The organism is Lentibacillus sp. L22, assembly GCF_040812445.1.
GTDB lineage: Bacteria > Bacillota > Bacilli > Bacillales > Amphibacillaceae > Lentibacillus_C > Lentibacillus_C daqui.
Genome location: NZ_JBFNXI010000041.1, coordinates 1 through 13,042, shown reverse-complemented (window position 1 = coordinate 13,042; position 13,042 = coordinate 1). Strand labels below are relative to the sequence as shown.

General features: G+C 37.1%; 10 protein-coding genes and 1 pseudogene. All 11 read right to left on the bottom strand.

Annotation, left to right across the window (positions count from 1 at the left end):
• Positions 1–13: 13 nt before the first annotated feature.
• Entirely contained in the window at positions 14–769 is a 756-nt protein-coding gene (locus ABRT01_RS14550) for a MurR/RpiR family transcriptional regulator (RefSeq protein WP_367748124.1), read from the bottom strand.
• 790 nt (positions 770–1,559) lie between these two features.
• Positions 1,560–2,362, bottom strand: a pseudogene (locus tag ABRT01_RS14545) (inositol monophosphatase family protein).
• Between the two features lie 49 nt (positions 2,363–2,411).
• A complete protein-coding gene (locus ABRT01_RS14540; RefSeq protein WP_367748121.1) occupies positions 2,412–3,221 on the bottom strand; it encodes a Cof-type HAD-IIB family hydrolase in 810 nt (269 codons plus the stop codon).
• A gap of 169 nt (positions 3,222–3,390) precedes the next feature.
• Positions 3,391–4,197: a histidinol-phosphatase gene (locus ABRT01_RS14535; protein WP_188857641.1), complete on the bottom strand. Its 807-nt coding sequence runs from the start codon at positions 4,195–4,197 to the stop codon at positions 3,391–3,393.
• Positions 4,198–4,221: 24 nt separating this feature from the next.
• Complete coding sequence (locus tag ABRT01_RS14530) at positions 4,222–5,223, bottom strand: extracellular solute-binding protein (protein WP_367748118.1); 1,002 nt, start codon at positions 5,221–5,223, stop codon at positions 4,222–4,224.
• 28 nt (positions 5,224–5,251) lie between these two features.
• Positions 5,252–6,331, bottom strand: coding sequence for an ABC transporter ATP-binding protein (locus tag ABRT01_RS14525; RefSeq protein WP_188857553.1), 1,080 nt, complete (start codon positions 6,329–6,331; stop codon positions 5,252–5,254).
• A 19-nt stretch (positions 6,332–6,350) separates the two neighbouring features.
• Positions 6,351–8,054 carry an ABC transporter permease gene (locus ABRT01_RS14520; RefSeq protein ID WP_188857551.1) on the bottom strand — a complete coding sequence of 568 codons (1,704 nt, stop codon included), beginning with the start codon at positions 8,052–8,054 and terminating at the stop codon, positions 6,351–6,353.
• A 68-nt stretch (positions 8,055–8,122) separates the two neighbouring features.
• Entirely contained in the window at positions 8,123–9,160 is a 1,038-nt protein-coding gene (locus ABRT01_RS14515) for an ABC transporter substrate-binding protein (protein ID WP_188857548.1), read from the bottom strand.
• A gap of 546 nt (positions 9,161–9,706) precedes the next feature.
• Positions 9,707–10,966 (bottom strand): PTS ascorbate transporter subunit IIC, encoded by a 1,260-nt coding sequence (locus ABRT01_RS14510; protein ID WP_188857545.1) that lies wholly within the window; start codon positions 10,964–10,966, stop codon positions 9,707–9,709.
• Entirely contained in the window at positions 10,963–11,259 is a 297-nt protein-coding gene (locus ABRT01_RS14505) for a PTS sugar transporter subunit IIB (RefSeq protein WP_188857543.1), read from the bottom strand. The genes ABRT01_RS14510 and ABRT01_RS14505 overlap by 4 nt, the downstream gene beginning before the upstream one ends.
• A complete protein-coding gene (locus ABRT01_RS14500) occupies positions 11,256–12,869 on the bottom strand; it encodes a BglG family transcription antiterminator (RefSeq protein ID WP_367748112.1) in 1,614 nt (537 codons plus the stop codon). The genes ABRT01_RS14505 and ABRT01_RS14500 overlap by 4 nt, the downstream gene beginning before the upstream one ends.
• Positions 12,870–13,042 lie beyond the last annotated feature (173 nt).

The window sequence follows — 13,042 nt, the reverse complement described above, 5'->3', positions numbered from 1 at the left end:
CAGATAAAAGTCGTTACTTTTTCTGTTCTAAGTAATCTAAATATGACCGGAATAGCGCCTCAACCATAACGAAAAAAGTAGAAAATGTTGTAATTTCTAAAGCGAGATGGCTTTTTTGCGGATGAGCAAACGCATACATTCTTAAATCAGTTAATTGAGCGAGCTTGTTATTCTTTAGATCCGTAATCGACATCAATGGAATCTTTTTAGCAGCAATTCGCTGTGCAAAAGGAAGCATGGTAGTCGTATTACCTGAAAGTGAGATAATAATTATTAAATCATTCTCAGTTAAATCGTCCATTAAAACATGAAAGTTCATCTCGTCATCAATAACATGGATATATTTATTGAGTACCCAAAAATACCTTTTCAGTTCATTTGCACACAATTTTTGTTCTGTTCCTGTCCCGTATACAAATAAACGATTAGACGATTCGATTGCTTTACATATTTCCTCAAAGTTCCAATGCTGCAGCTGCTCAATATTCATTTGAATATCGGTGATGAGGCTTTTTTTATAAGACTTTTCCGGCGTCTCCTTTTTTTCCTGCCACTTTATTGCATATTTCATTTCACTAAAACCGGCGAATCCAATCTTCTTAACAAATCTGGATACTGTTGATTTTGACGAATGACACGCATCAGCCAATTCCCTGATGGTCATCTTCTCCACAGCTCCACGATGCTTTAGAATATAAGAAGCTATCGACTTATCTGTGGCATTAAACGTTTCGTAATATTGGTTAACTGCTTCTTCTATTAAATCCATCCTTATCACCCCTGTAAATATTCCTTTACAAGGAGTATAATTTACAAATCTGTATAAAAGCAATCACCCCACTATCTATAAAATTTTTCATACCGGATATGAAAAGGTTCTCATTTGATTTTTATTTTAAGTGTATATTTCAAGAACAACAATAGGTTGAAGCAATTATGGATGCTTTCACTTATACTGACACATGGATTCATTTTCTGGGATTTGTCCCAAGAAGGAATATCTACTTTTATCAAAACTTAATCAGAAGTAAAATCTTGATGAGAGGAACACTTATTAATATTTTTATTATTGCAACTTTTTAACAGAAATGAATGTTATTAAATAATAGCCATCCTTTTGACCCTAATCAATTTTAATAGCAAAAATTATTATTTAATAATATTTCTAATTAATGCAGTGGATTTATATCTTTACTTATAGTTGTATATAGTGAAGTAAAAAGCGAGATGAGAAGTCCCTCCTCTTATCTCACGGTGTTTTTTCATTATATATTCTGGGGTGCAGGCAAAAATGAGGCTGGGACATAACTAGCCAAAAATAGTAAATAAAAAGGTTTCAAGCAATAAAAAATTTGCTTGAAACCTTTTTATTTACTATTTTTGGCTAGTTATGTCCCAGCCTCCTTAATTTTTTGTTTACTGGAGTTTTGTCCCAGCCTCATTAATTATAGAATCTTTTAATTTGATAGGTGAGAATATCAGAAGCTTCTTTTCTCAATATAGCATTATTATATATCCTATAGAAATAAATTACTTAAACTAGCTAAAGTCAATTCTATTTACAAACCATGTATAGAAGCAAATGTCTCCTTCCACTCCTTATCAATCTTTCCATTCGTGCAGGTAAAATGAGGAAATTCAAATTGAACTTCATTACCATCCAATTGATAAACGCTTCCCCCTGCTTCCTCAACAATCAATTTGCCAGCAGCAACATCCCAAATATTTACTCCCATTCCCAGAATGCATCCAAACGTCCAGTAGCAACATAAGCACAATGTAAGGCTGCTGAACCAAAAGTACGGACATTCCGAGTCAACGGAGCAATTTTCACATATGCCTCTAAGACATGATTACGGTCACTTTCATATTTTGCTGGAACTCCTGTTGAAACGAGGCTCTCAGCTAAAGAACTCTGCTCGCTTACATGGATTTCTTCTCCATTTAATGTCGCTCCTTTTCCACGTTCTGCAATAAATAATTCATTTGCAACGGGGTCATAAATAATGCCAAGAGCAGCTTCCCCTTTACAATATAAAGCTACTGAAATCGTATATCCTGGCAGTCCATGTACATAATTCGTCGTTCCATCGATTGGATCAATTATCCATAGATTAGGATGCGTTTCTAGCATTTCAAGCATTTTATCGTGACCTATCTCTTCTACTGTTTCTTCTCCAAAAACAGCATGCTCTGGGAAATCCCTCTTTATTTCCTCGGTTATATATTTTTCTGTTTTCTTATCCATTTCCGTAACTAAATCCATATCGCTGCTTTTTGTTTCAACGGTAAATCTTGAATTCACCTTTTCTACCAGATTTCTCCCTGCTACTATTACGATTTCACATACCTCTTCAAACATGACATCACCTTCTCTTCAGAATTTGGAATGTATCAATAATCTACTTTTATCACTTTAAATCAACAGAATGACTTATATCTTCAATAATGCTTTGAAGAGCGTGATGCTCATGATGAACTGTTTCCCGAAAATTCTGCTGCTTCAATAAGTCAATGGCATTTTCAACCACATAGGCTGTATCAGCTGTTTGTAACATGGCCAAATCATTTTCATGATCTCCTACACAAATCGTATGTAAGTCCGTTCGATTTAAATGTTTAAGCAGCTCTTTAACCGCATTTTCTTTTGAAACATGCTTCGGCAAGATTTCTAAATAGTTTTTTTCTGAATAAATCATATCACACGAAACTCCACTATTTAGTACTAGCTTTTCACACTTTTTTAAAACAACAGGGGCATCTGAAATGAGCAACACTTTTGTTACGTAGCTTGTATCAAATGCAGCATCTATTTCCCTGACCTGAATTCTATCTTTTTTCTGATGTGCTTTAATCAATTCGTTGTAATCTGGAACATAGGCTTTTTTATTTTGGTAGTAATTAATACCAATATATTCACTTTCGCTGAATGCTTGTAATTGCTTAAATAAAGGTGTGAAGTTGGTAATCTTTTGCTCATATATACGCTGCTGATTCTGATAATCGTAAATAACCGCTCCATTATACAGAATGACGGGGAGTGTAACCCCCAATTCTTGCACATAAGGACCAACAGAATCTTCCACACGTCCTGTTGCAATGGTAAACAATCCGCCATCCTTTATAAATTGCTGAATAGATGTTTTATTCTCTATGCTAATATTCTGCTTTCCATTAAGTAATGTTCCATCTAAATCAGAGATTAATAGATGCTTTTTCATCCCATCGCTTCCCTCCGTAAATCTACTTTGTAAAACCTTTACTATCATCAAATGAATCAAATTTTAACTTTTTTGTGTGTGCAGCTATACAAGGTATCTGTTATTATTTTAGAAAAATATGCATTTGTTAAAAGAGAAGTGAATGCAGGTTTCTCTCATACTCCACACATTAAAGTGACACTGTACATCTTTTCTTGTTTATAAAATAGACTATTTCCTTAAAGCCAATTTGTTTTAAGGTTTCCTGTACTTCTAAGTAATTATCCCCCACCCTGGAAGGTACATGGGAATCTGAACCAAAAGATATATCCACACCGTGATAGCATGCTCTTTCTAATATTTCATGAGAAGGATACCATCCGCCGCAATCTTTATTTTTACCGGACGTATTCACTTCAATGGCAACACCTTTATTAGCAATGACTTTTAATGTTTCTTCTACTACTGGTGTTCTGACTTCATGAAAATTTAATAAATATCCTTTCATCGCATCAATATGTCCCAAGACTTGAAACATACCGCTTTTGGCAGATTGCTGAATCAAATGGTAATAGGATTCTTTTTCCTCCAGACGCTCTTCCTCTGATAAATAATCCCATCTGCCTTTTTGAAAAATACTTTTATCATGAACATGATGGACAGATCCAATGATATAATCAAATGGGTATTTTTGATAAATGTTACTATACATATTTGCATATTCAGGAAAATAATCGCTCTCCATTCCAAGTAACACGTGAATTTTATTCTTATATTTTTCTTTCAGTGTCAACACTTCACTTACATATTCATCCAGCTCACTCTTGGCCATTGCAATTCCCGGATACAGCTGATCTTCGTCCGAATAAAAGAAAGGAGAGTGATCCGAGATCCCAATATAATGCAAATCACGATCTATTGCCACTTGAATGTAATCCTCTATTTTCCCTTCTGCATGTCCGCATCTATCATGATGAGTATGTAAATCAAAAATAATATTTGTCACAATGTATCTTCTCCTTTACTCTCTATATTTGATGACTTCTTTAAAATCGGAAATTAAACCATACCGATTCTCTACTGCTTTTTCCTCATCAACAGGTATAATCAATAATTCATCCAACGATACGGACTGTGGCGGATTTACTGCATTCACATTGGTCAGCATATGATAATTTCCTATTCTTTGACCTATTTCCTGTGCTTCTTTTGTTAATGACCAATCAATAAACTCCTGTGCAGCTTCTTCGTTTTGAGCATTTGTCGTCATAGCGATTGCTTCGACTTCATACGTTGTCGGCTCTGTCGGATAAATAATATTTAACTCAGTAAATCCTTCATTCTTCAGGCGCATGGCATCGTGTGCAAACATAATCGTTGCAGCACTTTCCTTATAACCAATAAATCTTCCGGTTGAATCTTCTGCCAAAGTATAATCGGTCACATTCTGATTGATATTTTGCACCACACTCTTTGTTCGCAAATTTCCATATAATTCATCAAAGAGAGCAATCGTAAGGTACCCTGCTTCTGTTGATTCTGGATTCGGCAATGTCAGCCAGTTCTTATACTCTACCCGTTGCAGATCACTCCACCTCTGCGGATTACTGACTCCTTGTTCCACATGCCATTGACGGTTGATCACAATGGCCAGGACACCTACACTGATTCCAGTCCAATACCCTTCTTCATCCTTATATATTTCATCGATTTCTTCTCTGTATTCCGAAATATATGGTTCCAAGAGTCCTTGCTGTTTCGCATCTTCCATTAAAAAAGACGATCCACCATACCAAATATCAAATTCTTCTTCTCCATTCTCCAAAGATTGAAGAATTTCGAGATTACTTTTTCTTTGAAAAGAAATATGGATACCAGTATCTCGTTCAAACTGCTCTGCAATTCGAATCATGTAGGCTGTATCCATTCCGGTATATACCTGTAATACTTTCTTTTGCCCAGCCTTGTTGCAACCAGAAAGAAGGAGAAGAACTATGAACAACAGCATTGTTATTTTTCGCATAGCATCTCTCCTTTCCTTCTATTTAACCTTATGCTGGTACAACATGCAACGAACGTTGTGAAAATGTCAGATTTACACTATCGCCGTCATAATAAACTTCTTTCCCGCCCGGATCTGCAACAACTGCATGCAATTGAATACCATTAAAATCTAACTCGTATTCTTGTATCTGTCCCATAAACACACTTTTAAGAACCTTCGCAGATTCTGTCCCTTCCTTATCTAGATTGATTGCTTCTGGACGAACGACCACTGAAACAGATTGCCCTTCATGAAATGTATCCGCATTCTGCTGTAAAACTTCGATAGTAGTTTGTTTCGTTTTTACAAAGAGACGATCCGATTCTTTCTTATCTACAACCCCTTCTAAGAAGTTAGCTGTCCCAATAAAATCGGAAACAAATTTTGTTTTTGGCTTTTGATAAATTTCCATCGGCGGTCCAACTTGTTCAATACGCCCTTCATTCATAACAACAATACGGTCACTCAAACTCATCGCTTCACTTTGATCATGTGTTACATAAATTGCTGTAATACCAAGTTTTTTCTGGATACGGCGAATTTCATCACGCATGGTAATCCGAAGTTTGGCATCTAAATTGGATAACGGTTCATCGAAAAGCAGTACTCCAGGCTCCATTACCAATGCCCGGGCAAGCGCAACACGCTGCTGCTGACCGCCAGACAATTGGTTTGGCATTCTGTTTTTATTTACATGTAAGTTCATAATATCCATTACAGGTGTCACTCGTTTTTCAATTTCACTTTTACTTAACTTTTTCAGTTTTAGTCCATAGCAAATGTTGTCATATACGGACATATGCGGAAACAATGCATAAGATTGGAATACCATTGTACAGTCTCTTTTATTTGCAGGGATGTTTTGAACATTATCCTCTCCAAACATGATTACGCCGTTCGATAGTTCTTCAAATCCGGCAATCATACGCAATGTAGTTGTCTTTCCACATCCGGAAGGACCTAATAGTGTTGCAAATTCTCCTTTTTCAATATGCAAACTGACATCATTAACTGCTGTCATTGTCTTGCCTTCATCATCGGTAAAATGTTTCGTTACATTCTCTAACTTTACGGATTTTGCTGACATGTGTTATCCCTCCAAGTATTTAAGTCGTCACAGAATCTTTTGAAGCAATTTCTGCACCTGTTTGTTGATCTTTTCTTAACTTCCATTTACCAGTAAATAAAGAAGTTAAGCCATTTAAAATTAACATCGCGACAATCATTAAGATAATCAATAATGTACAATATGCACTTGCAACGCCAATTCTTCCTGACTCTACTTGCGCTAAGATAGAAGCAGTAATCAGGTTATATTTGGCCGAAACCAGGAAGATTACAGCGCTCATCGCTGTCATACTTTTTACGAAAGTGTATACGATTGAACTGAAAAATGCCGGTCGAATCAAAGGCAGCACGATGGAAAAGAAGGTCTTGGAACCGCTCGCCCCCAGATTTGTTGCCGCTTCTTCTATCGAAGGATCTATCTGTTGAAGCGAAGTAATCCCGGACCGAATTCCCACTGGCATCGCACGAACAATGAATGCAGCGATAATAATCAATGCTGTCCCAGTAATTGCTAACGGCGCCTGATTAAACGCCAAGATATAAGAGATACCGATTACAGTACCTGGAATAGCCATAGAAAGCATGCTAATCCCTTCCATTAATTTTTTTCCTGCAAATCTTTTACGAACAATCAAGAATGCAAGAATCATTGCAAATAGTCCTCCAATTGGCGTCGCAATAATGGATAGTCGTAAAGTGTCTCTAACTGCTTTTTGACCGATAGAAAACACATAATTATAATGATCTAATGTAAAGCTATAATTTACACCCCATAGCTGGATAAACGATCCAATAGGAACTAAGATATAGAATAAAATAACAGTTCCCGATAAACCGAAACAAATGGCAATCATCACTCGGCGAAACATACCTTGGGAAATCATTTTTCGAACTCCAGTTGGTTTTCCAGTAACTGTGACATAATTCTTCTTCCCAATCCAAAAATTCTGGAGTACATATAAAATAACTGTTACACTAAGTAAAACCATTGCAAGAGCTGCTCCAGCCTGCATATTATAGCTTCCAACTGCCTGCATATAAATCTCTCTCGCCACCGTATTATAATCTCCCCCAATGGTCATTGGGTTCCCGAAATCAGCCATCGACTGAATAAATACAAGTAAAAAAGCATTTCCAATCCCCGGAACAGATAATGGCAAGGTTACTTTCTTAAATGTCTGCCATTTCGTAGAACCAAGATTATCACTTGCTTCTTCCAGAGAAGGGCTAATGGATTGCAACAATCCTGCTAAAACTAAGAATGCTACCGGGAAATAGGTTAGGGTTTGGACAAGAATCAAACCATGTAATCCATAAATATTTGCTCCTTCTATACCAAGCAATGTCTCAGAAATAAATCCTCCTCTTCCAAAAAGAAGAATTGCTGATAAAGCAATAACAAACGGAGGAGAAATTACTGGTAAAATTGCAATTCCGTTAAATAATTTCTTAAATGGAACCTTAATATAAGCTAATGTATAAGCAAAGAAATAAGCAATTGCTGTTGATAAAATAGAAACGATGACTGCTAAAACCAATGAATTCGTTAAAGCACTGGTTAATTGTCCGCCGGCAAATACCCTTTTATACCCTTGCCAATCTACTTCACCATTGGATATAAAACTGGATAAAAAGATTTGGAAAAGTGGATAGACAATAAATACAATGAGCGTCAGCATAACCAATACAACAAGCAATAACAACATTGGTTGTTTGACTAATCTGCGTATGTTCTCCTTCATAAAAAGCTTTCACTCCTTTTATGTTGAAAAGGGAGCTGACAGCTCCCCATTCTCAACGTTTTCTATCTCTAGTTATTTACTTCATTATCCCAGCGGTCAAGAATTTCTTGACGACGTTCTCCAGCCTCTTTCGGGTCTGAATCTAATAGATTGATCTCATCTAAATCTGGAGCTCCTTCAGGCGGAGTTGCAGAGGGATGTGTAAGACTCTGGAAATTATCTGATTCTTGACCAACTTCTTGTGCTTCTGGTCCTACAGCCCAATCAACAAATTCTTGAGCCAGTTCTTCATTTGGAGCTCCTTCAATAATACCGACTCCTCCAATTTCAAATCCTGTACCATCCTCTGGGAATGAAAGGACGATGTCATCAAATCCTTCTACTTGATACTTAACAATATCATGTGCAAACAAAATTCCTGCTCCTACTTCATTCATACCAACCATTCTTCCCGGTGCTGAACCGCTAGTCGTGTATTGTTGCACTTGCGGATGAAGTTCCTCCAAATACTCAAAACCTTCTTCATCTCCACCTTTTGCACGAAGAATCGAATATAATGCTGTATAAGCTGTACCTGATGAACTTGGATGTGCCATAACTATTTGGTTCTCATACACAGGGTCTAGCAAGTCATCCCAACTTGTTGGAGCTTCTAAACCATTATCATCCAAGAAATTCTGATTTGTAGCGAAACCAATCGCCCCTACATAAATCCCAGTCCAAAAATTATCGGGATCTCTATATTCCTCTGGGATATCTGCTGCTTCGGGGGAATTATACGCATGTAACAGGTCTTCTGTTTTAGCAGCTTCAAATGTGTCTGCTGGTCCGCCATACCAAATATCTGCCTGCGGATTATCTTTTTCCGCGCGGACCTTTGCTAAGATTTCTCCAGCTGACATACGAACCATATCGACATCGATTCCTGTATCCTGTTGGAACTTGTCAATTGCAGCAATTGCATGATCTTCCTGAAATGCAACATAAACGGTTAACGTTCCACTTGGACTATCTCCGCCGTCTGCTCCATTTGAATTATTCGATCCGCACGCGGCTAGCAGAAAAACAGCTAATAATATAAATAATAATTTTATAGATTTTTTCAATGTAACTACCTCCTTTTTTCTTATGTCTTAAGTTTACGTGTATGCGCTTCCACATTCAATGCCAAATGAATTCCTTTTGAAGCGGCATAAAATTAGCAGGAGAGTATAAATCATCGTTTTATAAACTGATTTCAGATAATTACTAATTAACTTCAGCCACTGATAGAGGATGGCTAGCGGCCAAGCGCAATAATAGCTTTCTGAGCAAGTACTTTAACAACTTGTATAAAAAGACTTATTAAACCTTTAAGTCTACGGGTGTAAACTTGGTGAAGGATTCCCGCCCACGACAACGATATCACCTGGTTTTATCATTACTTTCTTAAATTATGTATATAACTCCATATGTGCGCGTTTACACTATCAATAGTAATTTATTTCCTTTTGAAACTGCAGTAAATTGGTATTGAATACTTACTATAAACTATATAATTTAAAATAAATTTTTTAAGATGTACAAAATAAAAAAACCTCTTTATTATGCAGTATAGAAGTTTTTCAACATTCCTTTCTGTTTAAATAAAGAGGACATAACAAATTCAGTTATTACTGCACCAACCACCCAATCAAAATTCCAATAATCTGTAAATCTGTATCTCCAAATGTTGTACGTGTATAACCTAAATCCTGTAGATAACTTAATAACGGAATCGGTAGAATCGTAATAACCATCCCATGAACAATACTCATACAAATAAGCGCCTTGATTCCTCGTAACTTATAAGCAATAACTCCCGCAGCGCCACCCGAAAAAAAATGTGGAATAACGCCCGGAATAATAATGGTATACTGCACCGCAGCCATACCAAACATCACACCAAGTCCACCTAAAAAGCTGAGCGTAAACCCAACCATCGCAGCTAATGGAGCGTAATTGAATAATACCGGCGCATCTAATGCGGGGATAGACCCCTTGATCCATCTGCTTGATACCCCTTCAAATGCTGGCAGAATTTCAGCAATCATCATTCGTACTCCTGTTAATATACAGTACATTCCAGCTGTAAACCACAAAGATTGCACAATAACAAAAATGATAAAATTTTGATCATTAAACAAGTATTGAATAGCATCTCTTTGGGCAAAAATAGCCGCAATAAAAAAGAGCAGAAATGAAAATATACTAATAATCAACACATGATCATACATAAAAGGCTCCAGTTTTCGGATGAATTTCGGAAAATCTCCTTTTTCTTCTTTTCTTTTAAAAAAACTTGTGCTTAAAATACCTGTCATAAAGTAGCCAACACTGTTAAAATGACCAATCGCAATCGATTCATCGTCTGTGACACGTTTGACAAACTGCTGAACCAGCGCAGGCATACAGGACATCATCAGCGCTAACACGATACCGCCAAAAACATACACCCACCAGCCGTATTTAGAAGCATGTAGAACAGCCACAATAACTGCTGACATAAAAAGTACTTGATGTCCTGACAAGAAGACATACTTTAATCTCGTAAACCGGGCTATTAATAAATGCCCGACCATTCCAATCGAGATGGTTATCGCGATTTCTCTTCCGTAATTAATCTGTACTAATGCCGTTATCGCTTCATTATGCGGAATCATGCCAATCATATTAAAGCTGTCTTGAATCATCACTGCTAAATTGGAAAGGGAAACATTGGCAGCAGAAGCCCCTATCTGCAACAATGTTACCCCTACCATTACTTTCACGGTTCCGCTGAGAACCCGAAAAAAACCTGCTCTGGCAAGTAATAGACCTATACATGTAATAGCACCCAACAAAATAGCAGGTTCTCCGATAAACCCCCTTGTAAAACTTTCAAATATATTCATACACGCTCTCGCCACCGCTTCACAGTATTTGCATTTTCTAAGCTTTCTTTTACTAAAGCTCTATCTGCAATAAAGGAGAGCCCAAGGATTTCTGTTTCTTTTACCCGCAAATGCTGTACAACCTGCTTTGCCCCGATAATCAAATCTGCTTTCATAAAGGAGGCAGCACTTACATCCGATTGTTCAACAATGACATCGTCTAACTCCCATTCTTGAAAATGCTGTTTTACTTGTAATTTCAAAACAAGACTTGTCCCTAAGCCACCTGAACAAACAACTAATACCTTTTTCATCTGCTCCCCTCCTCATACTCCAACATCCAATTCCATATTACATCTATATTTTGCTCATGTCGCAATTTGCTTAACAAATCCTTAGAATTCACTACGTCCAGCATCATCTCCACAGCAGTAACATGCTGAATCTTATCTTTGGCAGCAAGCAAAATGATCCACCATACCTTCTCCCCACCTCCACCGAAAGCAATCGGCTCTTCTAATGTCATAAACGCAAAACCAGTCTTCTTTATCGATGCACTGTTCAAATGAGGGAAAGCAACACCCGGAGCTACGATAAAATGATGATCCTGTTCATTAATCACTTGAGCCAATTCCTGTTCATATGTAGGTTCAATGACACCTTGATTCACTAAAGACCGGCTCAATATAGACAGCGATTCTCTCCAGTCCTGAACCCGATTTTTTAAATGGATGCATGCAGGTGATGTCAGCGAAGTAACTTCAGATCCAGCGGCTCCCTGATTTCCGCTGAAATAGCGGTATAAATCATTAAATAATTCTCCCTCATTCAGTACAATGGTATGTTTTTTTACAGATTGATAAATTGTCATTACCGTTTCTACAACCGGCAGCTCTGTGCTTGCCTGGTAAGTTCCTCTTCCAATGATTCTTTCTAGATTTTGCTGATCTGTTAATGACAATAATGGATTCACCTTCACATAATTAACTTGAAGCTTTTGTGTAAACGGAACAGTCGTAACAATTAGGTCAACATCTTTTTCCGTAAGCTGATATGCTTCCTTCACAGAAAATTGCCCTGTTATATATACTTGTGGAAATAGCCTTCTCATGGTGCGTTCGAGCAATCGTGATGTTCCTAAACCGGAGCTGCAGACTATCGCAATCCGTTTACTCGGGAGCTGTGGCTCCTGCTCCATTCCGGCACATAAATGAACAACAATAAAGCCAATTTCATGTCTATGGAGATTTGTTAAGCCCCAATGTGGATTCTCCTCAATAAAATTCTTCACTTGTTCAATATATTTATGATACTCTTTTTCCAAGTTATCAAAATAAGGGTTATCAATATGAATATTATACTTCACCCGATACATCGCTGATTGCAAATGCGTAGAAAGGCCAATAATAATATTCTCCCGGTTGCTTAAACGGAAGCGATTCTCCTGTTCAAAAGTTGCTACTATCTCCCCGGATAAAGACTGATATTTAATCCAGTGATCTCCTTCTCCGCTTAAACGCCTCGCTCCAAGCAGATGCATAGAGATATAAGCTAATTCATTTGAAAGCCTATCAGGATTGTCTTTTAACCCCATTAATTTCATAAAACCTTGTTTGACTGTTTTATACTTTTCATTCTCTAAAATCTTCAACTCATCATCTTTATCAAAATCAACTATGTATTCTTCTAATTGAATCCTTTTCCATTGGACAGCACAATTTAGAAATAGCTCATATTTACTTGCATCAATAAACGCGAGCCCACTCAGCTCCTCTACTTGCTCAATCCAAAATATGATACTATCCACATCAACATCTGCTATCATATTCTCTAAATAATTTTCATTAAGTGAAGCGGGTATCGCTCTTGTTACATATAGCTCCAGGATTTCTTCCTCTGTCCACTGTTCCTTTAATAGATCCAAGAATAACACCCGCTTATTATTTTCCGCCCCTACTAAAGTAATTTGTTTATTTTCCCTCAATAGTCGTAATTTATAATCCGCCAGTTCGTCTTTTAAATGATTATAATCATCTCAACTTTCGCAGAGTAAAAATGACATCTAACCTTTATCTGGTAAAGTACTTTTGGAAATTC

Bases quoted from the DNA above. Each gene is read 5' to 3' on its own strand.
- ABRT01_RS14510 (WP_188857545.1), bottom strand. From the start codon at position 10,966: ATGAATATATTTGAAAGTTTTACAAGGGGGTTTATCGGAGAACCTGCT.
- ABRT01_RS14530 (WP_367748118.1), bottom strand. From the start codon at position 5,223: ATGCGAAAAATAACAATGCTGTTGTTCATAGTTCTTCTCCTTCTTTCT.
- ABRT01_RS14505 (WP_188857543.1), bottom strand. From the start codon at position 11,259: ATGAAAAAGGTATTAGTTGTTTGTTCAGGTGGCTTAGGGACAAGTCTT.
- ABRT01_RS14520 (WP_188857551.1), bottom strand. From the start codon at position 8,054: ATGAAGGAGAACATACGCAGATTAGTCAAACAACCAATGTTGTTATTG.
- ABRT01_RS14525 (WP_188857553.1), bottom strand. From the start codon at position 6,331: ATGTCAGCAAAATCCGTAAAGTTAGAGAATGTAACGAAACATTTTACC.
- ABRT01_RS14540 (WP_367748121.1), bottom strand. From the start codon at position 3,221: ATGAAAAAGCATCTATTAATCTCTGATTTAGATGGAACATTACTTAAT.
- ABRT01_RS14550 (WP_367748124.1), bottom strand. From the start codon at position 769: ATGGATTTAATAGAAGAAGCAGTTAACCAATATTACGAAACGTTTAAT.